Consider the following 26,085-nt stretch of genomic DNA (forward strand, 5'->3'; position numbering starts at 1 on the left):
GTTTCAAAATTGTCAAAAATTTGGCATTATATTTTTCTGAAAATTATTCTTGAATCCCCCGCAGGTTCGACACTGAATGATTTCTGAGACTGAAATATATGCCTTTCAATGATATCCTGCTGCAATCCGGTAATCCTTGAAACGAAGGTCTTTTCTACAGGAATGTCTAAAAGCCCGATGTCCTCCATCCTCCATCCAATACATTCAGGATTAAAGGAAATAAGGTCAGATGCAAGCTCCGACGGATGGGAGAGAAGCCTTGCACCCATCTGGATCAGCTGATGGACTCCCCTTGAGCCTTCACTCCGGATGTCTCCCGGCACAGCATAGACTCTTCTGTTCCATTCCTCAGCGTATGAGGCGGTATGAAGACTTCCGCTTTTATCTCTAGCCTCTGTAACTACCACAGCTGACGACAAAGCTGCTATTATCCTGTTTCTCATCGGGAATGTCCATTTTTTCGGTTTGAATCCCGGCGGATATTCGCTTATGAGCACTCCATTTTCAGCAATTGAATTGAAAAGCCTCCGATTTTCGGCAGGATAAGCCACATCCACTCCGCACCCGAGTATGCAAGCTGTTTTCCCTTCATTATATAAGGCAGCGAGGTGTGCTTCGGTGTCAGCGCCTCTGGCACCCCCGCTTACAACGCAGGCTCCGCATCGGGATGCAGATGAAGAAGCCATCCTTGCCGCGAACCTTCCGTACTCTGAGCAGTTCCTTGAACCAACGACTCCTATACAGGGCCTTCCCACGACAGACAGATCACCCCTGTAGTAAAGGACCATCGGCGGTGATTCCATCATGTACAGCTGCTCCGGATAATCAGGGTCACCGACTGCAGTCACTTTGGCACCTGCCTTCTTCACAAGGCCGAGTGCTTCAGAAGCTTCCTTTTCTGCTGCACTCCCGTCATAAGGAGCCCTGTGCTCCATGATCAGCCTTTCCTTTTCTGAGTAGGGTACAGACGAGAGAGCGATGGCGAGCCTTACTTTTCGATCGAGCGACCTGGCTGATTCCCTGTCCATGAACATACCTCCTGCAAGCATGATGTATCCATTATGCCTTCAGGAGGTATCCTTATTCATTCTTCAGATTTTTCAAGTATTCCGGAAAGAAAGCTCATCCTATGGATTGGACATGGTCCAAGCCTTTTCAGCGCATCGATATGCACCGAGCTTCCGTAGCCCACATTGGAGTCGAATCCATACTCCGGATAGTAAAGGTTCATGTTCTCCATTATCCTGTCCCTGTGGACCTTGGCAATTATCGAAGCGCATGCTATGGCTGCGCTCTTCGTATCTCCCTTTATGACTGCGGTGTTCCTTCCCCTGAAGTCCTTTATTGGATACCCGTCGGAAAGGACCATGTCGACCTTTATGCCGATCTGCCTGAGAGAACCTCTGAACACCTCATGGTTGCAATAGGATATTCCAATCCTGTCAATGTCAAGGTTGCTCATCTCATAGATTGCAAAGGCTTCCGCCTGATCCTTGATTTTCTCAAAAAGTTCCTCCCTCTTCTTCCTTGAAAGCTTCTTGGAGTCATTAATTTCAAGAATCAGGGATGTGTCCGGGCTGTCTGTCTTCAGTACTACGGCAGCACCGACTATAGGGCCGGCAAGAGGTCCTCTGCCTACCTCATCAACACCTGCAACAAGATTCCCGAACCTTGCGTCAAAATCATACAATGCCCTGACCCGCGCAAGTTCTGCAGATATCTTCTCTTCTTCCCTGGTTATGAAGCTGCAAAGGTCCCTTACGGAAGACCTGCTGTCGCTCCCCAGTACATCCATCCAGTAGTCCTTGTCCACAAGCAGCTGTCTGAAATTGTCCCTTACGAATCGCGAGACCTCAGAAGCCTTCATTCCACCGATTCCATCATTCATCCTGGTCATCCTGCACTTCCTGCTCTACCTGCTCTTCCTGCACTTCCTGCTCTACCAGTTCATCGTGCTCTACCTGCTCTTCCTGCTCTTCCTCTTCTTCCGGCCATTCGAGTGTTATGTTGCCAAGCTTGTTGCCCCTGAATTCGTCAAGCAGCATCACCGCGACCCTGTTGTAGTCAATTTCGCCTTTGGCCATGATGCAGCCGCGCTTTTTTGCGATCTTCTCCATAGTCTCCAAAGGATCCTCTGATACGGAATCTATCTTGTATCTATCCACAAGCCTGTCGCCATAATGTCTGGATAGCCTCTCCACAAGCCTCAGTGCAAGGGTCTCTATATCCATGATCTCATCCTTGATTGCGCCAGTAAATGCCAGGTTCAGGGATGTCTTCTCATCCTCGAACTTTGGCCAGAGGATTCCAGGAGTATCAAGCAGCTCGATGCCATCCTTGGTCTTTATCCACTGCTTGTTCTTGGTTACACCCGGCCTGTCACCAACCTTTGCGATTGAAGCCCTTGCCATCTTGTTGATGAATGAAGATTTGCCGACGTTTGGTATCCCGACAACCATGACACGCATGGTGTAATTTACGATTCCTCTGTTCCTGCTCCTCTCCAGCTTTTCATGAAGAAGCTCAGTAAGTGCAGGCTTTATGGAATTAAGCCCCTGTCCGGTAAGCGAGTTCACTTCAAGGACCCTTGTAGTGTCATTCTCCAGCTTCCTTATCCACCTTCTGGTGACTGCGCTTTCGGATATGTCAGCCTTGTTCAGAAGGACAAGTCTCGGCTTGTTCTTTATGATCTTATCTACCTGGGGATTCTTGGAGGACCTGACGATCCTTGCATCCCTTATCTCGATTACAGCATCTACCAGCTTGAGATTTTCCTCGATTTCCCTTCTTGTCTTGACCATATGGCCAGGGAACCAGTTAATTGCCATGCCATCACTTCCTTTCTATATGGATATAAACAAAAAAGAGACCAAGGTCTCTTTTTCATCCGGATTATCTTGCTTCCTTGACCTTAGCGGCCTTTCCGACCCTGTCTCTGAGGTAGAACAGCTTGGCCCTTCTGACCCTGCCGTGCCTGACCACTTCAACCTTCTCTACTGAAGGTGCATTGACTGGGAACGTCTTTTCGACGCCTACTCCGTAAGCGAGCCTTCTTACTGTGAAGTTCTCTCTTGCTCCGCCATTCTGGATCTTTGTAACAGTTCCCTCAAAGATCTGTACCCTCTCCCTGGCGCCTTCCTTGATCCTTACGTGGACCTTTACTGTGTCTCCGACGTTGAACTCAGGAAGAGCTTCTCCTCTGAGCTGCTCGGCTTCGATAGCCTTTATCAGTTCATTCATGTGCATTCCCTCCTATTAGATTAAATTGACGTTCATAGGAAATGAATCCAAGAGGACCGCCCGTACTAGCACAAACTATATTCTAACATAGAACAATCAAGATGTGCAACAAATTTTGTAATGTTCCTTGAAGTTTGACGGCTTGATTTAGACCGTCATTTCACTTCTGTTCCTCAAATTTCCTGATGATCTTCTGGTCATCCTTTGAAAGGACATGCCTTCTGTAAAGGTCAGGCCGTTTCTCCCGGGTTGCCTTGAGCATCATGTATCTTCGCCATATCCTGATGTTCTCATGATGGCCTGACAGAAGTATTTCAGGCACCTTCATGCCTCTGAAATCCTCAGGTCTCGTATAATGCGGATACTCAAGCAGGTCTTCGGTGAATGATTCCTCCTGGGAGGATTCATCCTTTCCGAGAACTCCCGGAAGCAGCCTGAGGATGCTGTCGATCATTGGAATCGCAGCCATTTCTCCTCCGGTAAGTATGAAGTCACCGATCGATACCTCCATGTCTATGACGCTGTATGCCCTCTCGTCGATACCCTCATAGTGCCCGCAGAGGAATATGAGCTCCTCTTCCTTCGAAAGCTCCTCGGCAAGCCTCTGGTCGAATTTCCTGCCCTTCGGCCCGAGGAAGATGACCTTTCCGCTGTTATTCGTCTTCACATGTGCTATAGAATCGAAAAGCGGCTGAGGAGTCATCACCATTCCGCTTCCCCCGCCATAAGGGGCATCATCAACGCTCTTATGCTTGTCCAGTGTGTAGTCCCTTATGTTCACGGCATTTATTTCAAAGAGGCCCTTTGACTTTGCCCTTCCGATGATGCTTTCATCGAATATCCTGAACATTTCCGGAAAAAGCGTGAGAATGTCAATCCTCATAGGACCACTCCCTTACAGGTGCGATCACTACCTTAAGAGATTCAATGTCAACTTCCTTTACAATGGTCTTTAATGCAGGTATCAGAAGCTCCTTTGGTTCCCTTATCCAGTAAACATCATTTGAGCCGGTCGCTATTACGTCATAGATTACTCCAAGGTCCTTTCCTTCAGAGTCAAAGACCCTGCAGCCCTTGAGGTCCTCTACGAAATATGCATCCTTCTCAAGCTTTACGGCATCTTTCCTCTTGACTTCAAGGGTCTTTCCCCTGAGCCTTTCGGCTGCCTCCACAGTGTTCACTCCCTCGAGCTTAAGCACCGCCCTGTCGGTAAGCAGCTTGACCTCGAGTACCTTCACCTCTTTGCCGTCAATTAGGACATGTTTCAGCTCCCTGAACCTTTCCAGGTCATCGGTCAGAGGAAACACCTTGATCTCTCCTATGACGCCATGTGGCTTTGTTATTTCTCCGATAGTTAAATATTCCTTCATTCCTTACCTCTAAAAAAGCCTACTTACAAATGCAAGTAGGCTCTAAAGTCAAAACTACAGTATCTCGACCTGTACTTTCTTGTTCTCTTTCATCGAAGCCGCTTTGACAACGGTCCTGATAGCCTTGGCAATCCTGCCCTGCTTTCCAATGACCTTTCCCATGTCTTCTTCGGCTACCCTCAGTTCTATGACTGTCTGGCCTTCCTTTTCGACTTCGCATACTGAGACCTTTTCAGGGAAGTCGACAAGTTCCTTGGCGATGAACTCTACCAGTTCCTTCATTGCCCTTCCTCCTCGTCTACTTCGTTATTCCAGCCTTGTTGAAAAGTCTTGCAACGACCTCTGTAGGCTGTGCGCCCTTGTTGAGCCAGCCTGAAGCCTTCTCTGCATCGATCTTTACTGTGCTTGGCTCAGTTGTAGGATCATAGTATCCAAGCTCCTCGATGAACTTTCCGTCTCTTGGGCTCTTTGAGTCCGCAACTACCAATCTGTAGAATGGAGCCTTCTTTGATCCCATTCTTCTAAGTCTTATCTTTACTGCCATTTGATTTCACCTCCGTATTTATTAGGGTTAGAACGGCATCTTGCCGAACATTCCCTTTTTTGGATTCTTCTGCATCGAACCCATCTGCTTCATCATCTTCTTCATGTTCTCGAAACCCTTCAGTAGCTTGTTGACATCCTGCACAGTTGTGCCTGACCCCTTGGCTATCCTTCTCTTTCTGGACGGGTTGTCCAGAAGCTTAGGGTTTCTTCTTTCCTTCTGCGTCATTGACTGGATTATGCATTCAGTCTTCGCCATTTCCTTCTCGCTGTCCGAAAGGTCAAGCCCTTTCATCTCCTGGGAATTCATTCCCGGGATCATTTCCAGGAGCTTATTCAGCGGTCCCAGCTTCTTCATCTGAGCCATGGCATTCATGTAGTCCTCGAAATTGAACTCCTTAGTCATCATCCTTGAGCCAAGTTCCCTCGCCTCTTTCTCATCGATGGCGCTCTGCGCCTTTTCGATAAGCGACATAACATCGCCCATTCCAAGGATCCTTCCTGCCATCCTCTCAGGATGGAAGACCTCGATGTCGGACATCTTTTCTCCGGTACCGGAGAATTTTATCGGCTTGCCTGTCACTTCCCTTATGGAAAGTGCCGCACCGCCTCTTGTGTCTCCATCAAGCTTGGTTACTATGACACCTGATATGTCCAGTATGGTATTGAAGTTTTCCGCGACATTCACTGCATCCTGACCGGTCATGGAGTCAACCACAAGGAGTATTTCCTTTGGATTGACTGCTGATTTTATGTTCTTCAGCTCAAGCATGAGTGCCTCGTCGATATGGAGTCTGCCCGCAGTATCCAGAATGACCACATCGCGGCCTTCCTTCCTTGCGTATTCCATGGCTGCCTTCGCGATATCCACCGGATTCGTCTTGTCTCCAAGTGTGAACACCGGAATGTCTATCTGCTTTCCAACTACCTGCAGCTGCTTTATGGCAGCAGGCCTGTAGATGTCGCAGGCCGCAAGCAGCGGTTTTCTGTTGCGCTTTCTTAAATAAAGCGCAAGCTTGCCTGCCATGGTTGTCTTACCCGCTCCCTGAAGGCCTACAAGCATGAATACGGTTATGGACGGGTCGAAGTTAAGCTTCGCTTCCGCTCCACCCATGAGAGCAGTGAGCTCATCATGGACAATCTTCACGACCTGCTGTCCGGGCGTGAGGCTTTCCAGGACCTCAGAACCCATCGCCTTCTCGCTGACCTTGGCTACAAAGCTTTTAACGACCTTGAAGTTAACGTCTGCTTCAAGAAGGGCAAGGCGGACCTCCCTCATGGCGTCCTTGATGTCCTTTTCCGTAAGCTTCCCTTTTCCCCTCAGCTTTTTGAAGGTTTCCTGGAGCCTTTCGGCTAATCCGTCAAATGCCATGCGATCCCTCCTTAAAATTCTCCCAGTAGACCACTTATCTCCTGGAGAAGCGTATTGTCATTTTTCAGGCAGCTTTCCCTGAGAACCATCAAGATCTTTTCCTTGGTCCTTTCGGACTCCTGCGAGGACCTCATAAGGCTAAGCTTGCCTTCGTAATCCTCAAGTATCCTGATGCATCTCTTTATAAGGTCATGGATGGCCTGCCTGCTTGTTTCCTGGTTTTCCGCGATCTCTGACAGCGACAGGTCCATATCATAGTACATTGACATGATGCTTCTCTGCTTTTCCGTCAGGAGAACCCCGTAATGATCCATCAACAAGGATATTTCCATTCTGTTTTCCATAACCTCACCTACTCACAGAAATAATATTAGCAAAGGGCATGCACCCTGTCAAGTATTTTTACTTAACAGGGTGCAAACAATTAAAAACAATTCTTCTGTATCAACGCTATATCACGACCTGAGCAAAGGCCTTGGGGTCGAATTCCTGCAGGTCGTCTATTCCCTCTCCGACTCCGATATACAGAACCGGAAGGTCCAGAGTCTGCTTTATGGAAAATACCACACCGCCTTTTGCAGTGCCGTCGAGCTTTGTGAGGATTATTCCGTCCAGGTTTGTGACAGACTTGAATTCCCTGGCCTGCACTATAGCATTCTGGCCTGTGGTTCCGTCAAGGACGATCATGGAGTATTTCCTTGCATCCCCTATCTCTTTGTCAATCACCCTGTTGATCTTCTCAAGCTCATTCATCAGGTTCTTCTTGTTATGAAGCCTTCCAGCTGTATCGCAGATAAGCACATCAGCCTTTCGGGCCTTGAATGCCTGTACTGCGTCAAAAACTACAGCAGCCGGATCTGAGCCCTCCTGGTGCTTGATTATCTCAACACCTGCCCTCTTTGCCCATATTTCAAGCTGATCTATTGCTGCAGCCCTGAAGGTGTCAGCAGCTGCAAGGATGACCTTCTTGCCATCGGCTCTGTACTTGTGGGCAAGCTTTCCGATCGAAGTTGTCTTGCCAACCCCATTGACACCTATGACAAGAATCACCATGGGACCTGTCGTATCGAAGGGCTCGTCCGCAGTCATGTATTCAGCCAGAACATCCCTCATGGCATCTTTAAGCAGCGCAACATCATTGATATGCTCCGTCCTTACCTTCTTCTTAAGCTTTTCGATGATATCCACCGAAGTATCATATCCTACATCTGAGGTTATAAGCACCTCTTCAAGCTCATCATAAAGGTCATCGTCTATGGTAACAGCGAGGCCGAAGACCTCGTTGAATTTGTCTGTAAGGCTGTCCCTTGTCTTTGCAAGGCCTTCCCTGAGTTTATCGAATAAACTAGCCAATTTCCCGTTTTCTCCTTTCTGCAGAGAGGTCCAATGATACTATCTTTGAAACTCCCTTTTCTTCCATGGTAACCCCGTAAAGCACGTCTGATGCCTCCATGGTTCCCTTCCTGTGGGTTATGAGTATGAACTGAGTCTCCTGTGCGAATTCCCTGAGGAAAGCAGAGAACCTTGCCACGTTGGCTTCATCCAGCGCAGCCTCGATTTCATCAAGTATGCAGAACGGAGTAGGTTTCATCCTGAGAATAGCAAATGTCAGCGCGATGGCTGAAAGAACCTTTTCTCCACCGGACATCAGAGTGATGTTCTGGAGCTTCTTACCCGGAGGCTGAACGCTGATCTCTATCGGAGCCTCGAGTACATCTCCCTCGCCAAGGATAAGCCTTGCATGACCTCCCGAAAACAGCCTTCTGAAGGTATCCTCGAAGTTCTCGCTCATTACCTTGAAGTTTTCCTGGAACATTATCCTCATCCTTAGCGTCATGTCAGTGATGAGCTCCTTGAGCTCAGACTTTGCATCCTCAAGATCCTTCCTCTGTGCAGTCAGGAAATCCCTGTGGATGCTGACTTCACGGAATTCCTCAATTGCTGCCGTATTCACCGAACCAAGGCCCGAAATTTCCTTTCTGAGCTGGTTCAGCCTTTTTCTTGCGGCATCCTTGTCAGGCAGCTCTATCATCTCATCCCTTGCCTGTGCAAGGGTCATGTCCAGCTCGTCGTTGATCCTGTTGACGAGTGAGATCCGCTCGCCCTTCAGCTTTTCAAGTGCATCCTTCTTCCTCATCAGGTCCTTGTCAAGCACATGATACTCTTCCTCGATTGTCGCGAGAGCACCGCTTATTTCCCTTAAGGAAGCCTTGTCCCTGACCTCTTCCATGGATATCCTGTCAAGCTCTGATTCGCGTCCTGCTAGGAACGAGTCAAGGCCGTGCTTTTCCTCTTTCAGCCTCAGAAGCTTCTCTTCAAGCTCCGCAATCGCCCTCTCAGCCTCTTCCGCCTCACTGCCGTGCATCTTTTCCTCGTCAAGAAGGGACCTTATCAGCTCCTCCCTTCTGCGGAGGTCTTCCTCTTTTGCATTCCAGACCTCGAGAAGTCTGCCTTCAGTTACCATTATGCCTGTTATCTCTTCCTTCATCGCATCATATGCCCTGAAGGCTTCTGTCCTGATCTCCTTGAGTTCCCTCTGCTGCTGCCTGTTCCTTCCCCTTTCCTCCTGGAAAGAGGATATCCTCACGTCGATCTCTCCTAAAAGCTCATTCAGCGAATCAAGTTCATCCTGCCGCGACCTGATTGACATCTCTGTCTCTGCTATTACGGAGTGGAGCCTTCTGACGTCAGCACCAAACACCTCGGACCTTTCCCTTTTCTTCGCAATCTCTATATCCAGAAGAGAAACTGCGTAGGAGAGCTCCCTTTCAGCTTTTCCCCTTTCTTCAAGGGCTCTTGCCTTTTCCTGCCTCGCTGCATTTGCTTCTTCACGATTATTCCTCAGGTCTGTCAGGCCTTCAGTAAGATCAGCAAGCTGAGTCTTCCTCGAGAATAGGCCTGAATTCTTGCCTGCTGTGCTTCCACCGGTCATAGAACCGCCGGCATTGACCACATCTCCGGTAAGAGTTACTATCCTGTACTGGTATCCCATTTCTTTAGCCGCAGCAGTTGCATGGTCAATGTTCTCTGAAACGAAGACCCTGCCGAGAAGATTTTCAGCAATATTTGAATAGCCTTCCTCAATCTCCAGAAAATCCAGGATATTTCCAAGTATGCTGCCCTTTTTGAGCTGTGGTGACTTGATCCTGGTCCCCTTCATTACATTCCTTGGAAGGAATGTCGCCCTTCCGAAATTCTTCTCTCTCAGGATTCCAATGAGCTCCTTGGCAATATTCTCATCGTCTGTGATTATGTTCGAGACAGCTGCTCCAAGAGCTGTCTCCAGCGCTGACTCAAATCCCTTCAGGGGTCTGATCGCATCGCCCACAAGCCTTATCCTGCCAAGCTTTTTGCCAGGGCCTGCCTTCAGGTGCTCCATCAGAAGCTTGACAGATCTTGAATATCCCTCGAAATGTTCTTCAAGGTTTCTGAGCAGCCTTATCTGGGATTCAGAAGCCCTTATCTCCTCAGACAGGGACCTTACCCTTGAATCCCCCTCCTCAAGTTCCTTCCGGCCTTCTTCAGACTCCTTCCTGAGAACTGAAAGCTCAGCCTCCCTGCTTATCTTTTCAGACTCAAGAGAAGTTATCTCAGCCTCAACCGCCGCCTTTGCAGAAATGTTCATCTCTGTCGATGCCTTGTAGCTTGCAAGAGTCGATTTCCCATCCTCTATCCTTCCGGTTATTCCGGCGATTTCCCCATGGAGTCTCATCTCTTCTTTCCTGAGGCTGTTCAGCTTGACATCGGAATCCTCATCCTCGTCCTTAAGACCCTTCTGCTCTTCCTCGGTTGACTTCAGGTACTCCTCTATCTGTGCAAGTGCGGATCTCTTTTCAGCGAGCATCCTGCCCACAGACTCCCTCTCGCCACTGCCAGATTCAAGGTCTTCCTTCAGGTCAGCAAGTGCAAGCTTTTCAGTCTCACATCTTTCCCTGGTAGCTTTCTTCAGGCTCTCGCTCCTGTCCCTTAGCTTTTCCTTGTCAGATTTAGCATCTTCTGACATCTGCCTGTCTTTTTCCACAGATTCAGCCTGACCTCTCTTCATGAAGAATTCTTCCTTCAGAGCAGACTGGATTTCCGCCTTCCTCTCCATTTCAGCTTCAAGGGCTGCCTTCCTTCCGGTAGTCTCATCCTTCTCCCTCAATGCTTCATTGAATCGTCTCTCTGCTGAATCTGCCTCATTAGCGAGCCTTGCCTCATCTCCCTGCATATCATCAAGGTCGGACATTATGAGCGAGATAAGGATCTCCTTATGTTCCGCTGAAAGGACAAGGAACTTTTCAGCCTTCTCCTTTTCACGTCCAAGGGGACCTATCCTCTCCTCGTAGGTTGTAAGTATGTCAGTTACCCTCAGGAGATTGAGGTCAGTATTTGTAAGCTTCTTTTCAGCCTCTTCCTTCCTCGACTTGTACTTGACGATTCCGGCAGCCTCCTCAAGAAGCGCTCTCCTGTCCTCCATCTTGCCTGATAGGATTGCCTCTATCTTTCCCTGGCCTATGAGTGAATATCCTTCCTTGCCTATTCCAGTGTCCATGAACATCTCGTGTATGTCACGAAGCCTGCATTGGTTGTTGTTGATGAGATATTCGCTGTCACCGGACCTGTAAAGCTTCCTTGTGACGCTTACCTCAGTAAAGGCAACGGGAAGGCTTTTTGATGAATTGTCGAGGACAAGGGTAACTTCAGCGAAGCCGAGAGGCTTCCTGTACTCAGTACCCGAGAATATGACATCCTCCATCTTTCCGCCTCTTAGGCTTTTTACGCTCTGTTCACCAAGGACCCACCTGACTGCATCTGATATGTTCGACTTTCCGCTTCCGTTTGGTCCCACAACTGCAGTTATTCCTTCCCTGAAGTCAAGGTGAGTCCTGTCGGCGAAGGACTTGAAGCCTCTTATCTCTATTGATTTAAGATACATTTGTTCCTCCTCCGTCAATTGGGATGATCTCGAATATCCCCTTTTGGTCGCTGCCTGATACCTCGACTTTAACTTCGATCTTCTCTGAAAGAGCTCTAAAATACCTCTTGCCGCCGGCATAAAGCTTCGACAGGTCTCGTTTACCAATCCTGACAGTCACTTTATCAAATCCTGCTTCTTCTATCTTCAGGCACATGGTGTAGCTCTCGCAAAGCTCCCTGATTGCAGGGTGGTATGGTCCTGCCAGTACATCCCTGCCAGGTGCTATTTCATCCGTCGGCTGTAATCCGACCCTTATCACATTCACTCCAGCCTTCTCATATTCACTGAGCATTTTTGAAGTTATTGCAACCGCCCTGTCAAGGGAATATGGCTCGTAGCTGCCTGCAAGGTACAGGTCAGCCATTTCCGTGTCCCTTATTACCAGCGCAGGGTAGATCCTGGCAATGTCAGGCTTCATCCTTATGCTTTCCCTGACAGAGAAAAGATCTTTGTCCTCAGTGTCAAGAGGCAGACCTGTCATTAGCTGGTGCCCGAGAGTAAAGCCGAATGACCTTATCATATTGCTTGCATCCTCAACTGCCTTCGGACTGTAGCCTCTTTTCGATGCCTCGAGGACATCCTCTGAAAGAGACTGCACTCCGAGCTCTATGATGTCCACAAGGTATTCCTTAAGGTGTGAAAGTATAAAGAGGTTGATATAGTCAGGCCTTGTCGAAAGCCTTATCTTGTCAATGATGCCAGTCTCCTTGAGCTCCTTCGTTACTGACAGAAGCTCCCTCTGCTTCCTTATGTCTATTGCCGTGAAAGTACCTCCGAAAAATGACACCTCCAAAGTAGTATTGTCTCTGTCAATCGTCTCAAGGTAGTCCCTTACGATTCTTCTGACATACTCTGCATCTATGCTGTCGTATTCGTCCCTGAGGACACCTGTTATCTTTGCCTGGTTGCAGAATACGCAGTCATGGGGGCAGCCTACATGAGGTATGAATATAGGTATAATGACATGTCTACGCATCGAAATCCTCCGGTCTCACAAGCTTTTCGAGGGCATCCTTCGCGGCTGTCTGCTCGGACTCCTTTTTTGAAAAACCCTCTCCACGACCCATGGTAATGTCATCGATGACTACCTTGGAATAGAATTTCCTTCTGTGAGGCGGACCCTCGAACTTCACCATATCATACCGGATATCCACATCACCGTTCTCCTGCAGTATTTCCTGAAGTCTGGTCTTGTAGTCGAATACTATCTCGTTCCTTCCGGCCATCTCGATAAGGCTCCTGAAATTCCTGGCGACAAAGACCCTTGCTTCCTCCATGCCCTTATCCAGGTATATGGCAGCGATGACCGCTTCCACCGCATCAGAAAGAAGCGAGGGCCTTGTCCTTCCGCCGGTCTGTTCCTCGCCTTTGCTCATCCTCATGTGCCTGCCCAGGTCAAGGCTTCTTGCAACCTCATGAAGGGAGCTCTCGCATACTATAAGCGCCCTGAGCTTGGTAAGCTCCCCCTCTGACTTATCTGTGAATTCAGCAAAGAGCATTTCGGTTATGCACAGCTGCAGAACTGCATCCCCGAGAAACTCAAGCTTTTCATTGTACTCCATGTTCTTGTGCTGATTGGCGAATGATGAGTGCGTCAGCGCAGTCTCAATCAGCTTTTTATCGGAAAATTCGACACCGATGGTCTTTTCAAACTCCATAAATTCATCTCCTTATGAAGTTTATTCCTCAAGCTGCCTAACAGACTCAGCCTCAGGAATAAACTTATGGTCCTCTACATTATACAGAAAAAACAAAATCCCGTATACAGCACGCTGAATACGGGATCTCAAATCATCTAATCTTCTCCTGTGAGCGTCTTAAGATAATTGACTACGTCTCCGACCTTCTTGGCGTTCTCCGCCTGCTCGTCGGCTATCTCTACGTCAAACTCCTCTTCAAGTGCCATGACAAGCTCAACTATGTCAAGCGAATCAGCACCAAGATCCTCGAAGGTCGAGTCCATTGTAATCTCGTCCTCGTTCAGACTGAGCTTGTCAGCAATTATTGCCCTTACTTTTTCAAACATTAAAATCACCTCCATAGATTGTATAATAGTTGAATCCTTGGTTTAATGCAACATAATCCTACTGTTCTTTTGCCATGTTTTCCTTGTAAATTTTAAGGAATCCTCTGTCATAAAGCTTTTTTGCCTGTCTCAGTGCATTTTTGTATGCCCTTGCATCTGAACTGCCATGCGCCTTTATGACCAGCCCGTCCACTCCCAGCAGGGCTGCTCCGCCCTCTTCCTTGTAGTCGTGCTTAGCCATGAACTCCTTCAGGGCTGGCTTGACCAGGAGTCCGCCTACCTTTCCCCTTGTCGTAGACATCATGGCTTCCTTTATCATGGACATGAGGTTCTTAACTACGCCTTCATACATCTTGAGAATCGTGTTTCCTGTAAATCCGTCACAGACAAGGATCTGCACGTCACCATCTGTCACTTCTCTCGGTTCCACGTTCCCAACAAAATTGATGGTCGTGTCTGCCTTCAGGAGCTGATATGCTTCCTTGGTCAGTTCATTTCCCTTTTCTTCCTCAGCACCGATATTGATGAGACCTACCTTAGGTTTGACGAAACCCAGGACGCTTTCAAAATACACTCTTCCCATCCTTGCAAACTCAACCAGGTTGTATGGCTTGACATCTGCATTCGCTCCAAGGTCAATTACCATGAACCTTCCGCTCTTTCCCGGTATGAGCGCTGCAAGGGCTGCCCTGTCTATCCCCTTGATCCTGCCTATGATAAGCAGTCCCCCGGCAAGCAAAGCACCGGTAGATCCTGCGGAAACCACTGCGTCAGCCTTCCCTTCCTTCACCAGGTCGAAGGCTCTCCTAAGGGACGAATCCTTTTTTCTCCTCATCGCAAGGACCGGCGCCTCATCAAGGCTGATGACTTCCCTTGCATCTATTATCTCCACCTTTGTCTTGTCGTACTGATGCTTGGCAAGCTCTTCCTCTATCTTCTCTTTTGGCCCTGTGATGACCACGTTCACTCCATATTCGTTTACTGCCTGGATTGTCCCAGCCACCACTTCCTGTGGAGCGTGGTCTCCCCCCATGCCATCTACTGCTATCCTCATATGGCACCTCCAATCAAAATATTCTTACTGTCGCAATTATACCATATAGCCATAATCAGACATACATGTCATAAGGATGAAAAAACAAAAAAGCTAGCCATGGGGATCGGTAAAACGATTCCCTGACTAGCTTATTGACATTCCAAAACATCACAAAATGTCTATTCAGCCTCTACAGCTACTACTTCCTTACCGTCGTAGTATCCGCATGCCTTGCAGACTCTGTGGGGGAGCTTCTTCTCATGGCACTGCGGGCACTCTACGAGTCCTGGAGCCGCGAGCGTGAAGGTCTGAGCCCTTCTTCTGTCTCTTCTGCCTTTAGAAAACTTTCTAGCTGGATTTCCCATTGTTACACCTCCTTGAAAATGTCCTTGAGAGCCGATAGCCTTGGATCCTCGTCTACGGGGGCACAATCGCACTCTCGTATGTTGAGGTTGGTTCCGCAGCTCTGGCAAAGGCCTTTGCAGTCCTCTTTGCATAGGACTTTTATGGGCATCGAGATATAAATGCTGTTGAGAACAACATCCTTGAGGTCAATAAATCCGCCTTCCTGGACAGGCACAAGTCCCTCTTCTTCTCCGCCTTCTGCGATCTTTTCGTCGATTTCAACTACAAGATCCCGTTCAAATTCTTCCAAACATCTTGAACATGTCTCCGACAGTCTGGTCTTTGCGGTCAGCTTAACAGCCGCAACACCTTCGGTCACATCGACCGTGCCGGTGACTTTTATAGGTTCAAGCGTCCTGATTTCCTCATTGTTGTAAACAAGCTGGCTTGCCGTTATGGCAAATTCCACTATCTTGGTTACACTTTTCTTGTTAATATCATGTAGTGATATAAGCATATCTACTCCTAGATCCTCATCCAAGTGGCATCCTGTGTGAGTAGGATGGTGCCAAAAGGATAAAGTTTTGCCCTTGTGAGCAAACACGTATTATTATATTTATTCGGAGTTCAAAAGTCAAGACTTTTCAATATCCACGTCTTTTTCGTCTCTTACCTTATTCTCCCGTACCTCGATTATATACCAATTGCTGGATTTGTGAAGAGGAAGAGTCAATTTTTACCCTTTTGTACTTTTTTAAGACTGAAATCCAGATATAATGAAAGGGATTAATTGATAGGACGGTGAGTGAAATAGCCAGATGCGTCAATAAAGCAATCCTATTGGCACTACTACCGATGCTGCTTCTTTCCTCCTGCGGTTTCTTTGAACCTGCTGTAGGAGCTGCTAAACCGACCTCAGCCACAGTGCCATCGGATCCATCAAATCCTTCGGTACCTACCACCCCTTCAGAAGCACCTGAGCCTGACAATACAGTGGTTATCACTGCTGTTGGGGACATAATGGTCCATTATCCGCAGCTAATAGCCCAGAAGACCGGCGAAGGGACTTACGACTTCACTGATAACTTCATTTTCATAAAGGATATCATCAAGGAATCGGACTTATCTTTTGCAAACCTCGAGACAACCATACTTGCGAGCAAGAAGCCTTCGACATATCCAAGATTCAATTCACCCCCGGAGCTTCTCGATGCGATCAAAGAAACTGGATTCGATATCATCTCAACTATCAACAACCATACCATGGATACCGGCAAGGCAGGGGTTCTGGCAACTTTGGATGAACTCGAGGAAAGAAATCTCACTGCTTTCGGAACCTACAGGAGCAAGAACGATGCAAAATATCTCGTCCGTACTGTAAAGAACATAAAGATTGGCATGGCTGCATTCACCTGCGGTTATTTTAACAGCAGCGGTCCGTACATCAACAACATCCCTACTGAAGGCATTGGAAACCAGCTGAACATAATAGATACCACAAGTGTGGACTCATCCTTTGAGAAGATCAGAGTACAGATTGAAAAGATGAAATCAGACGGCTGTGAATTCATAACCCTGGTTCTGCATTGGGGTACTGAGTACCAGAAGGAGCCAAACAGCTACCAGAAGAAGCTTGCCCAGAAGCTTATTGATGAAGGAGTGGATCTAATACTCGGATCTCATCCACACCTCGTACAGTCCATGGAATTCGTGGAATCAACTGACGGAAAGCACGAAGGACTCGTCGCATACTCCATGGGAAACTTCCTGTCCAACCAGAGATTTGAAATCCTGGAGATAAAGGGAACCGAAACAGGAATGGTTGCGAGAGTGACGCTTGAAAAGGACGAGAAAGGCAATGTAGAGATCAGGAAGGCCGAATACGTGCCCACCTGGATAAGCCTGACAGGTGTCGAAGAGGATGCAGATTACAAGATATTGCCAATTGGCGATGACTTCAAGGAAACAGCAGAAAAGTATGAAGCAGATGAAAAGGCAATCAAGGAATCTCTGGAATGGCTTAAGGCAGCGATGAAGGATGAGAAAGTCATGCTTTACGGAAAATAGGACCCTTAATCAAAATAAAATCAAATAAAAGAAGTACAGCCGGACCAAAGTTTGGTCCGGCTGCATTATTTGACTATTTTACCAAAGCCAGAGTGTCTCTTGCTATCATGAGCTCCTCATTAGTTGGAACTACAAGAACCTTGACCTTTGAGGCGTCAGTGGATATGATTGTTTCCTTTCCTCTTACCTTGTTCTTTGCCTTGTCCATGTTTATGCCAAAGTATTCAAGGTTTGATGCTATCGCTTCCCTTGCCTCTGGAGCGTTCTCACCAAGACCGGCGGTGAACACGAGGGCATCTATTCCATTCATTGCTGCAACGAAATAGCCTATGTATTTCTTGACCCTGTAGAAGAATACTTCAAGAGCAAGGTTTGCCCTGTTGTTGCCGCCGTCAGCTGCAACTTCTATGTCCCTGAAGTCTGACGATACGCCTGACAGTCCAAGTACTCCTGACTTCTTGTTCATTATGTCGAGAACCTCATCATAGGAGTAATTTGATACTCTCATGAGGTAAGGGATTATAGCAGGGTCGATGTCTCCGCATCTTGTTCCCATGAGGAGTCCTTCAAGCGGCGTGAATCCCATGGAAGTGTCAACTGACTTTCCATACTGTACTGCTGCTACTGATGCTCCATTTCCAAGATGGCAGGTGACTATCTTCAGGTCCTTGATATCCTTGCCCAGAATATCAGCAGTCCTGTAAGCTACATATTTGTGGCTTGTACCGTGGAAGCCGTATTTCCTGATATGATGCTCCTTGTACATCTCATATGGAAGACCATAAAGGAAAGCCTTTTCTGGCATAGTCTGATGGAATGCTGTATCAAATACTGCAACCATCTTAGTATCAGGCATGAGGGCCTGGCACGCTCTTATTCCGATTATGTTAGGTGGGTTGTGCAGCGGTGCGAGCTCTGAGAAGTCCACAAGGTCCTTCATGACTTCATCGTCTATCACAACAGAATCAGCGTACTTTTCTCCGCCATGAACCACTCTGTGTCCAACTGCTCCGATTTCATCCATTGATGCGATGACCCCGTTTACTCCGTCTGTAAGAGTATCAAGAACATGCTTTATCGCATCCTTGTGGTCTTTCATAGGAACTGTAAGTATATACTTTTCCCTTCCGTCCACTCTCTGAGTTAGTACAGAACCTTCTATCCCGATCCTTTCAACAAGTCCGTTCGCAAGGGCATGTTCATTGTCCATGTCGATCAGCTGATACTTGAGGGATGAGCTTCCGCAATTAATTACTAGTACTTTCATTACTTTCCTCCTGCCTTTTAGCTATATATATTTATTTTTTTGAAAGCTATTTCTGTGACTGTGCCTGTACTGCAGTTATCGCCACGACATTCACTATGTCCTCAGCGCTGCAGCCCCTTGAAAGGTCGTTGATTGGCTTGGCAAAGCCCTGGCATATAGGTCCTATGGCCTCTGCGCCTGCAAGTCTCTGGACAAGCTTGTACCCTATGTTTCCAGCCTGAAGGTCAGGGAATACGAGGACATTGGCCTCTCCAGCAACCTTCGAGTTTGGAGCCTTCTGCTTTCCAACCTTTGCAACAAGGGCAGCGTCAGCCTGAAGCTCGCCTTCGATCGCAAGGTCAGGTCTCAGCTCGTTTGCCTTCTTTACAGCATTCTGGACCTTGGTAACAAGCTCGTGCTTTGCGCTTCCCATTGTCGAGAATGAAAGCATCGCAACCTTAGGATCCATTCCGCAAAGCTTCTTCGCAGTATCTGCAGTCGAGATCGCAATTGCTGCAAGCTCGTCCTCATTGGGATTAGGATTGACAGCGCAGTCCGCAAACAGCATCATGCCTTCCTTGCCATAGCTCTCGTCCTCAAGAAGCATTACGAAGAATGATGAAACTACGCTTATACCAGGAGCGGTCTTCACTATCTGAAGTCCCGGCCTCAGCAGGTCACCAGTCGTATGTATGGCGCCTGACACCATTCCCTGGGCATCGTCCTTCTTGACCATCATTGTACCGAAATACATCGGGTCAAGCATTGTCTTCGCAGCAATTTCCTCGGTTACTCCCTTGGATTTCCTGAGCTCGTAGAATTCCTTGACATATTCTGCGGTCTTCTCGGACTTTGAAGGATCCTGTATCTCTATCCCTTCTATGTTCAGTCCCAGCTTTCCAGCCTTTTCCCTTATGACTTCCTCGTTACCTACAAGTATGACCTCAGCAATCTTTTCAGCATTGATTGTAGCAGCTGCAGTCAGATTCCTTTCCTCTTCGCCTTCCGGCAGGACTATTCTCTGTATGTCGCTTTTGGCCATTTCTTTCATGCTTGACATAAAATCCATAAAAATTAGCTCCTTTCGTATTTACCTTCTAATATGATACAACTTTCAATGTGTGCATTTCAAGGAAAATGCAGTAAAATATACTTTATAATGCATGGGAGGTTACATCATGAGACCTTGCGCTATAATCGCTGAATACAATCCTTTCCACAAGGGTCATGCTTATCAGGTCGAAGAGACACGGAAAAACGGTGCCACCCACGTCATCGCACTGATGTCTGGAAACTTCGTACAGCGCGGTGCACCAGCACTTTTCGACAAATACAGGAGAGCCCATATGGCTGTTCTTGGCGGGGTAGACCTGGTTCTCGAGCTGCCTTCAGTATACGCCCTATCCTCTGCTGAATTTTTCGCAAGGGGTTCTGTTGACATATTGAACCGCCTTCATGGCATAAGCATGCTATCCTTCGGATCAGAAGCCGGAGATTTAGGCACCCTATCAAGAATCACAGAGATCGTCTCGGAAGAACCTGATGAATACAGGCTTCTCCTGAGGAAATACCTTGACCTTGGACAGTCATTTCCCGGTGCCAGGTCAAAAGCACTCGAAGCACTGCTTCCGGATATTCCTCCAGGTGTTCTTTCAAGCCCTAACAATATTCTAGGAGTTGAGTATCTGAAGGCACTTCGAAAGACAGCCTCATCCATAGAACCGTTTACAATAAGGAGACAGGGAGCCGGCTACCATGAGGAAGACCTTGAGAAGTCACTTCCATCGGCTACCGGGATAAGGAAGCTGCTCCTTGATGGAGGCGCTGCAGAAGGACTTCTTCCGGATAGCTCAGGTGAAGAGCTTGCCAGGCTTCTCTCATCAGGGTATTCGATGGTAACGCTTGAAAGCTGCAAAGACCTTCTGCTTTACAGGCTGACCGTTGATGGAGACTGCCTGTCAAACCTTCCCGATGCTTCGGGAGGGCTTTGCGAACGCATGGTCCAGCATTCTCATCTGATAGGGACATCTGGAGTGAGCAGCTTCATAGAAGCTGTCAAAACCCGGAGATACACTCATACCAGGATATCCAGGATACTGATGCAGTTCCTTCTCTCCTTCGACAGATGCGACCTTGACAGCCTTAGGAGGGGTACTCCCGGTGCTGTAAAGATCCTCGAGTCGACCCCAAGAGGCAACGAGTTCCTCGCTTCGATAAGGAAGGATACTGAAATAAGACTCATCCACAACTTCGGAAGAGAAATAGATGAATACCATGCCCTAGATTCAAAGGCTTCGAAGGTCTACGGTCTGCTTTGCAGAGACTATGACGCTTCCTGGGATTTCAAAGGTTACATATGACAAAAAGCAAGGCTCCCAGCATCCATACTTGGATGTTTGCGAGCCTTCCTGCTGTCTATTTCATTTCCCTGAGTTCCTTGATGTTTTCCCTGACAACTGCCGCAGTTCCTGTTATGTCCCTGTTGTAGTCAGATATGAACCCTTCGAACAGCTTCTTCAGGTTTACCATCATCTCGCTGTTCTTTGACTGGAGCTCCTTCTCGAGGTCTGTAAGAAGATTGTCGGCGTAGTCCCTTGCAGACAGCCTTACCATCTTAGCATCAGACTGGGCCTTTGCGATTATCTCCTTAGCTCTGACTTCAGCTTCCTTGACCAGGTCATGGTTGTCCAGCTTCGCTTTCATCAGCTCAGCCACTTCAGCCTTGGACCTTTCGTATTCACTCCTTGCCTCGTTAAGTATCCTGTCCTTTTCAGAAAGCACCCACTGGGCTGTCCTCAGGTCTTCAGGCAGCGCCTGTGTAAGCTCATCCAGTACGGATGTGAGCTCATCCTTGTCTACCATGACCTTCTTGCTGAAGAAGACCTTCTGTCCGTCCTCCACAATTTCCTGAAGAACCTCCACAAGGCTGGTTATCTCGATTTTCTTTGAAGTTACCTCATAGCTTTCATTCATGTCAAATCCCCCTGTTTTTTCTTTCCTTGGCATATATTTCGTCCAGAAGCACATCAGGCACAAGGCCCCTGATATCTCCCCCAAAATGCACGATCTGCTTTATATTGGAAGAGCTGATGTATGAATTGCATGGATCTGTCATCAGCAGCACTGTCTCAATATCCTGTGAAAGCTTCATGTTCGTGTGGGCCATCTGCATCTCGTAGTCGAAATCAGCGACTCCCCTAAGTCCCTTGACTATGACATCAGCTCCCTCTACTTCGAGGAAATCCACAAGCAGCCCTTCAAAACTCTTCACTTCAATATTATCATAATTGCCGACAACTTTCTGTATCATCGCCAATCTTTCTTCTACTGTGAACATGCACCTCTTGTCGATGTTGTTAAGTACAGCGACAATAACTCTGTCAAAGACCCTCGCGGATCTTTGCATGATGTCAAGGTGACCGTTTGTAACGGGATCGAAGCTGCCTGGGTATACGGCTGTTATCATACATGCTCCTTTCGATGCTGGTAGAAGGCAAGGACTGTCTTGCCGTACTTTCTCCTGTCCACTAATTCGAGACCTGCTTCCGGTTCGAATATTTCTTCAGATATATCATATTTGGATACTATCACTCCCTGACTTGAAAGAAGACCAAGCTCCTCAATCAGCAGGACTGATGTTTTCACCATATTGTTCAGATACGGAGGGTCCACAAATATTATATCAAAAACATCGCCCTTATACCCTGCTTTTTTACAATATTCATATGAATCTGAGAGAATGGCGGTGGATTTTCCGGAAAATCCGAGATTTTCTATGTTCTTACTAAGTATATCATAGGTTTCCCTGGATTTTTCGACCATTACAGCACTGCCGGCACCTCGGCTTATGCTTTCCAGGCCTAGGCTTCCCGTACCGGAAAACATGTCTAGTACCCTTGCATCCTGAATTTTCCCGCTGATGATGCTGAACATCGACTCCTTGATCCTGTCAAGTGTTGGCCTCGTGGCATTGATGTCGCCCTTCTCGGTAACTCTTCCCTGATTGAGCGGAGACAGAAGCTTTCTGCCCTTCGCGCTTCCTGCAATTATCCTCATTTATTCCTCCTGTCAGTTAAGGCAGATGAATTCCATGGAATCCTCAAGCATCCGTGTAAATTCTGCTTTAACCCTTTTGTATTCATCGGTCTCCTCATGGAAGACCCTGGCAGCAAACTTGCCTGCCCTTGTAAAAATGGAGTAGTCCCTTGCGAGGTCGGAAATTGAGAGCCCTGACCCCCCGGACTGGCTTACTCCAAAAAGCTGGCCGGTTCCACGCTGTTTCATGTCCTCCTCAGCTATAAAGAAGCCGTCATTGCTTTTTGCAAGCGTCTCCAGCCTGGTCCTCGTCTCTTCAGAGTTCATCTTTGAAACCATCAGACACCATGACTGGTGCTCACCTCTTCCGACCCTTCCCCTCAGCTGATGCAGCTGGGCAAGTCCGAACCGTTCCGCATTCTCTATGAGCATTACTGTAGCGTTGCCGACATTGACCCCGACTTCGATGACAGTTGTGGATACAAGTGCCTTCAGCTCTCCATCCTTGAATGCTCTCATGGCCTTGTCCTTTTCTGCACCCTTCATTCTGCCATGAAGCATACCCATGGGTATGCCCTTCATCATCCCTTCCGACAGTTCGGTGAAGAGCCCTTCCACGGAGCTTGCCTCAAGCTCAGAGTCCTCTTCGATGAGTGGCGTTACGATATACGCCTGTCTGCCATTTTTTATCTCCTCGATCACCTTGCTGTAGCACTGCTTCCTTTTCTCTTCAGGAAACAGCATGGTTCTTATGTTCTTTCGTCCCGGTGGCAGCTCGTCGATTGTCGACACATCAAGATCAGAATAAAGAGCCAGGGCCATGGTCCTTGGAATCGGAGTTGCAGACATTACAAGCACGTCAATCTCCTGGCCTTTTCCAATTAGCTTTGCCCGCTGGTTCACTCCGAACCTGTGCTGCTCATCGGTAACTGCGAGTCCAAGCTTAGGCATTGACACACTCTCCTCAAGCAGAGCATGTGTACCGATTATGATCATTGGAATACCCTCCGCAAGGTCCTTCTTAATCCTATCCGCTTCCTTCCTTTTCGTCGAACCGGTAAGGACCTCGATCCTCGTTCCGAACCTTGAAAGAAGGGATTCGGCCTCCTCCTTGTGCTGGGTTGCAAGTATTTCGGTAGGTACCATGAGGGCACCCTGGTATCCGTTCTCGACAACGTTGAAAAGAGCAGTAAGGGCCACTATGGTCTTGCCTGATCCTACATCGCCCTGAAGAAGCCTGTTCATCGGGTACGGTTTCTTCTCGTCAAGAAGGATTTCACGTATGCACCTTGACTGCGCCCTTGTCAGTTCATAAGGCATGCTTTCCTTGAATTCGGTTAGTCTTCCGCTCATCCTGAAGGGTATGCCGTTTGCTGCATCCTTCCTTCTATTTCTCGCAATCATGATCTTCAGGGAATATGAGAACATCTCCTGGAATCTGAGCCTTTCGAGAGCTTCAGAAAGGTCCTTGTCATCACCCGGGAAATGGACAGCCCTTACAGCCTTATCCAGCTCCATCAGGTTCTCCTCAATGAGTATCTCCCTTGGAAGGTTCTCGTTGATTATAACGGAATCAAGCACCTGCCTCAGCAGCTTCCTTATAAGGGTTCCTGTAACACCCTCCTTCTGAGGATATATTGGTGTTATATCCACAATCTCCCTTACGGAGGAGGGATTCACGACCTCAAGGCCTTTTCCCTTCCTTACGAATTTACCTGCCAGATGGTAGGAAGTGCTCGCACTATAGTTTCCGGAAATATAAGGCATATTGAACCAAGTTGCCCTGATATCACCAAACTCAGAGCTGAATGTGGCACTCACCATGGCAAGTCCCTTCCTCAGCTTCACGGGTCTGCCGATTTTTATCAGCTGGGCTTCGACTACTGATTTGTCCTGTCCGTTGAACACCGATTCGCATGCATCAAAAAGTTTATCATAACCTCTCGGAAAATACAGAAGCAGGTCAAGTATTGTCCTGATTCCCATTTCTTCAAGCTTTTCAGCAGTTTTTTCACCGACGCCCTTAAGCGTGATCACCGAGTCATGAACTTCCATGTTTCCTCCATGCAAAGAAGGAAGGCTTCTGCCTTCCTTGTACTTAATTACTCTACAGAGATTATGAAGTAGTAGAGTGGCTGCTTTCCAGCCAGGCTCATCACATCAAGGTCTCCATACTTTTCTTCAAGCTTTTCCATGAACACCTGAACGTCCTCTTCAGCAGCGTCGCTGCCGTAGAATACTGTAAGAGCTGAACTATGCTCGTCAACCATCCTGCCGATCAGGTCTTCAGTGAGCTGGTACAGATCCCTTTCGACCTCGACAATCTTGTTGTCAAGAAGTCCCAGGTAATCTCCCTGCCTGATTTCGATTCCATCAATCTCGGTATCCCTCACAGCGTAAGTGACCGAACCTGACTTCACTTCTGAAAGGCTGCCTGTCATTGATCTGATGTTCGCATCAAGCTCCGATTCAGGATTGAATGCCGTCAGTGCGGTTATACCCTGCGGAATCGTCTTTGTTCCGATGACATGAACGTCCTTGTGGGAAATTTCCTTAGCCTGGTTCGCCGCCATGATTATATTCTTGTTGTTCGGCAGAATGAAGATATGTTCTGCATTCAGGCTTTCCACTGCCTTCACTATATCCTCTGTCGAAGGGTTCATGGTCTGTCCGCCTTCTATGATCACATCTGCACCAAGGTCAAGGAACGCAGCCTTGAGTCCCTCACCTACTGAAACCGAAATGAAGGCATACTTCTTGGCTTCAGCGACTATATTTTCCTCAGCAATAAGATTCTCGCCATGACCCAATGTCTCGGGAACATCCTGGAGGTTCCTGTGCTGTTCCCTCATGTTCTCGATCTTTATCTTGGTGAGCTCGCCCAGCTTGCCAGCCTCTGCAAGCACAAGTCCTGGTTCATCCGTATGAATATGGACCTTAATGATGTCATCATAACCGACATATACGATCGAGTCTCCCATGGTTTCAAGATACTCCCTGAAAGCGCCATTGTCAGGCTCAGCCAGTATTATGAACTCGGTACAGTATCCGAAGGTTATCTCGGTATGGGTGTCTCTGGCTGCCACGTAGCTCTCTGCAGGAGCCTTGTCTTCTGACTTTCTCTCGGTCATCTCACCTGAAAGCGCTTCGTACATTCCCTGGAGTATTATTACAAGCCCCATTCCGCCAGAATCCACAACCTTCGCTGCCTTCAGCTGGGGAAGCATCTCGGGTGTCCTTTCAAGTGTGTCTTTGGAAATCTCCACTATATTCCTCATGAGTTCGGTACAGTCATCCGTGTGCAGCTCCACAGCCTTTTCTCCGACCTCTCTGATGACTGTCAGGATAGTTCCCTCGGTTGGTCTCATGACTGCCCTGTAAGCCGATTTGGAGCCCTCTATGAAGCTCAGCGTCAGCTCGAACGGATTGACTTCATCTTTGCCCTCGAGGCCTTTTGCAATTCCTCTGAATATCTGAGATAGTATTACTCCTGAATTCCCTCTGGCTCCCATAAGGGCACCCTTTGCAAGGGTCTTCGATACTTCACCGATATTCGTGGACTTGTGCCCTTCAACCTCCCTGACTGCTGCCCGGAATGTCATGGACATGTTAGTACCGGTATCTCCGTCAGGTACTGGAAAGACATTGAGAGAATCGACATATGCCTTCTCATCCTCCAGCTTCGCACTGGCGTTCAGTACCATGCTTATGAATTGCTGTCCATTGATCTTGCTGTATTTCATCTGAAAATAACCTCCCGTAAAAATGGACAACATAGGGAATGTCCAGCTTTTACAAATCTCTTTATATCAATATTGTTTTCTGCTTCAACCTTAAGTCCAAGA

General features: G+C 47.8%; 27 protein-coding genes. 2 read left to right on the plus strand and 25 right to left on the minus strand.

What is annotated here, in order from left to right; genetic code table 11:
- Window positions 1–26: 26 nt before the first annotated feature.
- The 18 genes from dprA to J2Z34_RS05055 form a co-directional block, all read right to left on the minus strand.
- Window positions 27–1,028, minus strand: a complete 1,002-nt coding sequence (gene dprA, locus J2Z34_RS04970) for a DNA-processing protein DprA (protein ID WP_209458764.1) — start codon at window positions 1,026–1,028, stop codon at window positions 27–29.
- A gap of 56 nt (window positions 1,029–1,084) precedes the next feature.
- Window positions 1,085–1,867, minus strand: a complete 783-nt coding sequence (locus J2Z34_RS04975) for a ribonuclease HII (protein ID WP_425348039.1) — start codon at window positions 1,865–1,867, stop codon at window positions 1,085–1,087.
- A gap of 13 nt (window positions 1,868–1,880) precedes the next feature.
- A complete protein-coding gene (gene ylqF / locus J2Z34_RS04980) occupies window positions 1,881–2,828 on the minus strand; it encodes a ribosome biogenesis GTPase YlqF (RefSeq protein WP_209458766.1) in 948 nt (315 codons plus the stop codon).
- Between the two features lie 64 nt (window positions 2,829–2,892).
- A complete protein-coding gene (rplS, locus tag J2Z34_RS04985; RefSeq protein WP_209458767.1) occupies window positions 2,893–3,240 on the minus strand; it encodes a 50S ribosomal protein L19 in 348 nt (115 codons plus the stop codon).
- A 160-nt stretch (window positions 3,241–3,400) separates the two neighbouring features.
- The gene (gene trmD, locus J2Z34_RS04990; RefSeq protein ID WP_209458768.1) at window positions 3,401–4,123 is read right to left on the minus strand and encodes a tRNA (guanosine(37)-N1)-methyltransferase TrmD; all 723 of its coding nucleotides are present in this window, start codon (window positions 4,121–4,123) and stop codon (window positions 3,401–3,403) included.
- A complete protein-coding gene (rimM, locus tag J2Z34_RS04995) occupies window positions 4,113–4,610 on the minus strand; it encodes a ribosome maturation factor RimM (protein WP_209458769.1) in 498 nt (165 codons plus the stop codon). The genes trmD and rimM overlap by 11 nt, the downstream gene beginning before the upstream one ends.
- Window positions 4,611–4,664: 54 nt before the next feature.
- Window positions 4,665–4,892 carry a KH domain-containing protein gene (locus J2Z34_RS05000; RefSeq protein WP_209458770.1) on the minus strand — a complete coding sequence of 76 codons (228 nt, stop codon included), beginning with the start codon at window positions 4,890–4,892 and terminating at the stop codon, window positions 4,665–4,667.
- 16 nt (window positions 4,893–4,908) lie between these two features.
- A complete protein-coding gene (rpsP, locus tag J2Z34_RS05005; protein WP_209458771.1) occupies window positions 4,909–5,154 on the minus strand; it encodes a 30S ribosomal protein S16 in 246 nt (81 codons plus the stop codon).
- A 27-nt stretch (window positions 5,155–5,181) separates the two neighbouring features.
- Entirely contained in the window at window positions 5,182–6,525 is a 1,344-nt protein-coding gene (gene ffh, locus J2Z34_RS05010; RefSeq protein ID WP_209458772.1) for a signal recognition particle protein, read from the minus strand.
- A gap of 11 nt (window positions 6,526–6,536) precedes the next feature.
- Window positions 6,537–6,869, minus strand: a complete 333-nt coding sequence (locus tag J2Z34_RS05015; RefSeq protein WP_209458773.1) for a putative DNA-binding protein — start codon at window positions 6,867–6,869, stop codon at window positions 6,537–6,539.
- A 106-nt stretch (window positions 6,870–6,975) separates the two neighbouring features.
- Window positions 6,976–7,878 carry a signal recognition particle-docking protein FtsY gene (gene ftsY / locus J2Z34_RS05020; protein WP_209458774.1) on the minus strand — a complete coding sequence of 301 codons (903 nt, stop codon included), beginning with the start codon at window positions 7,876–7,878 and terminating at the stop codon, window positions 6,976–6,978.
- Window positions 7,871–11,443 carry a chromosome segregation protein SMC gene (smc, locus tag J2Z34_RS05025; RefSeq protein WP_209458775.1) on the minus strand — a complete coding sequence of 1,191 codons (3,573 nt, stop codon included), beginning with the start codon at window positions 11,441–11,443 and terminating at the stop codon, window positions 7,871–7,873. Before smc ends, ftsY begins: the two co-directional genes overlap by 8 nt.
- Window positions 11,433–12,461, minus strand: a complete 1,029-nt coding sequence (locus tag J2Z34_RS05030; protein ID WP_245250519.1) for an elongator complex protein 3 — start codon at window positions 12,459–12,461, stop codon at window positions 11,433–11,435. The genes smc and J2Z34_RS05030 overlap by 11 nt, the downstream gene beginning before the upstream one ends.
- Entirely contained in the window at window positions 12,454–13,143 is a 690-nt protein-coding gene (gene rnc, locus J2Z34_RS05035; protein WP_209458776.1) for a ribonuclease III, read from the minus strand. Before rnc ends, J2Z34_RS05030 begins: the two co-directional genes overlap by 8 nt.
- 137 nt (window positions 13,144–13,280) lie before the next feature.
- Window positions 13,281–13,511 (minus strand): acyl carrier protein, encoded by a 231-nt coding sequence (gene acpP / locus J2Z34_RS05040; protein ID WP_023387851.1) that lies wholly within the window; start codon window positions 13,509–13,511, stop codon window positions 13,281–13,283.
- 58 nt (window positions 13,512–13,569) lie between these two features.
- Window positions 13,570–14,565: a phosphate acyltransferase PlsX gene (gene plsX, locus J2Z34_RS05045; RefSeq protein WP_209458777.1), complete on the minus strand. Its 996-nt coding sequence runs from the start codon at window positions 14,563–14,565 to the stop codon at window positions 13,570–13,572.
- Between the two features lie 161 nt (window positions 14,566–14,726).
- Complete coding sequence (rpmF, locus tag J2Z34_RS05050; protein WP_023387849.1) at window positions 14,727–14,912, minus strand: 50S ribosomal protein L32; 186 nt, start codon at window positions 14,910–14,912, stop codon at window positions 14,727–14,729.
- Window positions 14,913–14,914: 2 nt separating this feature from the next.
- A complete protein-coding gene (locus J2Z34_RS05055; protein ID WP_209458778.1) occupies window positions 14,915–15,409 on the minus strand; it encodes a YceD family protein in 495 nt (164 codons plus the stop codon).
- A 284-nt stretch (window positions 15,410–15,693) separates the two neighbouring features.
- Between J2Z34_RS05055 and J2Z34_RS05060 the strand changes: the two genes are divergently transcribed.
- Window positions 15,694–16,959 carry a CapA family protein gene (locus tag J2Z34_RS05060; RefSeq protein ID WP_209458779.1) on the plus strand — a complete coding sequence of 422 codons (1,266 nt, stop codon included), beginning with the start codon at window positions 15,694–15,696 and terminating at the stop codon, window positions 16,957–16,959.
- A gap of 73 nt (window positions 16,960–17,032) precedes the next feature.
- Here J2Z34_RS05060 and J2Z34_RS05065 read toward each other — a convergent pair whose 3' ends face one another.
- Both J2Z34_RS05065 and pta read right to left on the minus strand, forming a co-directional pair.
- Window positions 17,033–18,226, minus strand: a complete 1,194-nt coding sequence (locus J2Z34_RS05065; protein ID WP_209458780.1) for an acetate/propionate family kinase — start codon at window positions 18,224–18,226, stop codon at window positions 17,033–17,035.
- Window positions 18,227–18,272: 46 nt separating this feature from the next.
- Window positions 18,273–19,274, minus strand: a complete 1,002-nt coding sequence (gene pta / locus J2Z34_RS05070) for a phosphate acetyltransferase (RefSeq protein ID WP_209458781.1) — start codon at window positions 19,272–19,274, stop codon at window positions 18,273–18,275.
- Between the two features lie 109 nt (window positions 19,275–19,383).
- On the opposite strand from pta, the gene J2Z34_RS05075 reads away from it, so the two are divergent.
- Window positions 19,384–20,565 carry a tRNA(Met) cytidine acetate ligase gene (locus tag J2Z34_RS05075; protein WP_209458782.1) on the plus strand — a complete coding sequence of 394 codons (1,182 nt, stop codon included), beginning with the start codon at window positions 19,384–19,386 and terminating at the stop codon, window positions 20,563–20,565.
- Window positions 20,566–20,620: 55 nt separating this feature from the next.
- Here the strand turns inward: J2Z34_RS05075 and J2Z34_RS05080 are convergent, their stop codons facing one another.
- Genes J2Z34_RS05080 through J2Z34_RS05100 form a run of 5 tightly spaced genes read right to left on the minus strand, consistent with a single transcriptional unit; the run spans window position 20,621 to window position 25,983 of the window.
- The gene (locus J2Z34_RS05080) at window positions 20,621–21,178 is read right to left on the minus strand and encodes an ATPase (protein WP_209458783.1); all 558 of its coding nucleotides are present in this window, start codon (window positions 21,176–21,178) and stop codon (window positions 20,621–20,623) included.
- A 1-nt stretch (window position 21,179) separates the two neighbouring features.
- Window positions 21,180–21,671: a pantetheine-phosphate adenylyltransferase gene (gene coaD / locus J2Z34_RS05085; protein WP_209458784.1), complete on the minus strand. Its 492-nt coding sequence runs from the start codon at window positions 21,669–21,671 to the stop codon at window positions 21,180–21,182.
- On the minus strand, window positions 21,668–22,261 hold the full coding sequence (gene rsmD / locus J2Z34_RS05090) for a 16S rRNA (guanine(966)-N(2))-methyltransferase RsmD (protein ID WP_209458785.1): 594 nt from the start codon (window positions 22,259–22,261) through the stop codon (window positions 21,668–21,670). The genes coaD and rsmD overlap by 4 nt, the downstream gene beginning before the upstream one ends.
- Window positions 22,262–22,273: 12 nt before the next feature.
- Window positions 22,274–24,295, minus strand: a complete 2,022-nt coding sequence (gene recG, locus J2Z34_RS05095; RefSeq protein WP_209458786.1) for an ATP-dependent DNA helicase RecG — start codon at window positions 24,293–24,295, stop codon at window positions 22,274–22,276.
- A 47-nt stretch (window positions 24,296–24,342) separates the two neighbouring features.
- Complete coding sequence (locus J2Z34_RS05100) at window positions 24,343–25,983, minus strand: DAK2 domain-containing protein (protein WP_209458787.1); 1,641 nt, start codon at window positions 25,981–25,983, stop codon at window positions 24,343–24,345.
- Window positions 25,984–26,085: the final 102 nt, after the last annotated feature.

Source organism: Youngiibacter multivorans (assembly GCF_017873395.1).
Taxonomy (GTDB): Bacteria; Bacillota; Clostridia; order Clostridiales; family Clostridiaceae; genus Youngiibacter; species Youngiibacter multivorans.

Excerpts from the sequence above, each read along its gene's own strand:
- dprA (WP_209458764.1), bottom strand. The coding sequence starts at position 1,028 with ATGGACAGGGAATCAGCCAGGTCGCTCGATCGAAAAGTAAGGCTCGCC.
- J2Z34_RS04975 (WP_425348039.1), bottom strand. The coding sequence starts at position 1,867 with ATGAAGGCTTCTGAGGTCTCGCGATTCGTAAGGGACAATTTCAGACAG.
- ylqF (WP_209458766.1), bottom strand. The coding sequence starts at position 2,828 with ATGGCAATTAACTGGTTCCCTGGCCATATGGTCAAGACAAGAAGGGAA.
- rplS (WP_209458767.1), bottom strand. The coding sequence starts at position 3,240 with ATGAATGAACTGATAAAGGCTATCGAAGCCGAGCAGCTCAGAGGAGAA.
- trmD (WP_209458768.1), bottom strand. The coding sequence starts at position 4,123 with ATGAGGATTGACATTCTCACGCTTTTTCCGGAAATGTTCAGGATATTC.
- rimM (WP_209458769.1), bottom strand. The coding sequence starts at position 4,610 with ATGAAGGAATATTTAACTATCGGAGAAATAACAAAGCCACATGGCGTC.
- J2Z34_RS05000 (WP_209458770.1), bottom strand. The coding sequence starts at position 4,892 with ATGAAGGAACTGGTAGAGTTCATCGCCAAGGAACTTGTCGACTTCCCT.
- rpsP (WP_209458771.1), bottom strand. The coding sequence starts at position 5,154 with ATGGCAGTAAAGATAAGACTTAGAAGAATGGGATCAAAGAAGGCTCCA.
- ffh (WP_209458772.1), bottom strand. The coding sequence starts at position 6,525 with ATGGCATTTGACGGATTAGCCGAAAGGCTCCAGGAAACCTTCAAAAAG.
- J2Z34_RS05015 (WP_209458773.1), bottom strand. The coding sequence starts at position 6,869 with ATGGAAAACAGAATGGAAATATCCTTGTTGATGGATCATTACGGGGTT.
- smc (WP_209458775.1), bottom strand. The coding sequence starts at position 11,443 with ATGTATCTTAAATCAATAGAGATAAGAGGCTTCAAGTCCTTCGCCGAC.
- J2Z34_RS05030 (WP_245250519.1), bottom strand. The coding sequence starts at position 12,461 with ATGCGTAGACATGTCATTATACCTATATTCATACCTCATGTAGGCTGC.
- rnc (WP_209458776.1), bottom strand. The coding sequence starts at position 13,143 with ATGGAGTTTGAAAAGACCATCGGTGTCGAATTTTCCGATAAAAAGCTG.
- acpP (WP_023387851.1), bottom strand. The coding sequence starts at position 13,511 with ATGTTTGAAAAAGTAAGGGCAATAATTGCTGACAAGCTCAGTCTGAAC.
- plsX (WP_209458777.1), bottom strand. The coding sequence starts at position 14,565 with ATGAGGATAGCAGTAGATGGCATGGGGGGAGACCACGCTCCACAGGAA.
- rpmF (WP_023387849.1), bottom strand. The coding sequence starts at position 14,912 with ATGGGAAATCCAGCTAGAAAGTTTTCTAAAGGCAGAAGAGACAGAAGA.
- J2Z34_RS05055 (WP_209458778.1), bottom strand. The coding sequence starts at position 15,409 with ATGCTTATATCACTACATGATATTAACAAGAAAAGTGTAACCAAGATA.
- J2Z34_RS05065 (WP_209458780.1), bottom strand. The coding sequence starts at position 18,226 with ATGAAAGTACTAGTAATTAATTGCGGAAGCTCATCCCTCAAGTATCAG.
- pta (WP_209458781.1), bottom strand. The coding sequence starts at position 19,274 with ATGGATTTTATGTCAAGCATGAAAGAAATGGCCAAAAGCGACATACAG.
- J2Z34_RS05075 (WP_209458782.1), top strand. The coding sequence starts at position 19,384 with ATGAGACCTTGCGCTATAATCGCTGAATACAATCCTTTCCACAAGGGT.
- J2Z34_RS05080 (WP_209458783.1), bottom strand. The coding sequence starts at position 21,178 with ATGAATGAAAGCTATGAGGTAACTTCAAAGAAAATCGAGATAACCAGC.
- coaD (WP_209458784.1), bottom strand. The coding sequence starts at position 21,671 with ATGATAACAGCCGTATACCCAGGCAGCTTCGATCCCGTTACAAACGGT.
- rsmD (WP_209458785.1), bottom strand. The coding sequence starts at position 22,261 with ATGAGGATAATTGCAGGAAGCGCGAAGGGCAGAAAGCTTCTGTCTCCG.
- recG (WP_209458786.1), bottom strand. The coding sequence starts at position 24,295 with ATGGAAGTTCATGACTCGGTGATCACGCTTAAGGGCGTCGGTGAAAAA.
- J2Z34_RS05100 (WP_209458787.1), bottom strand. The coding sequence starts at position 25,983 with ATGAAATACAGCAAGATCAATGGACAGCAATTCATAAGCATGGTACTG.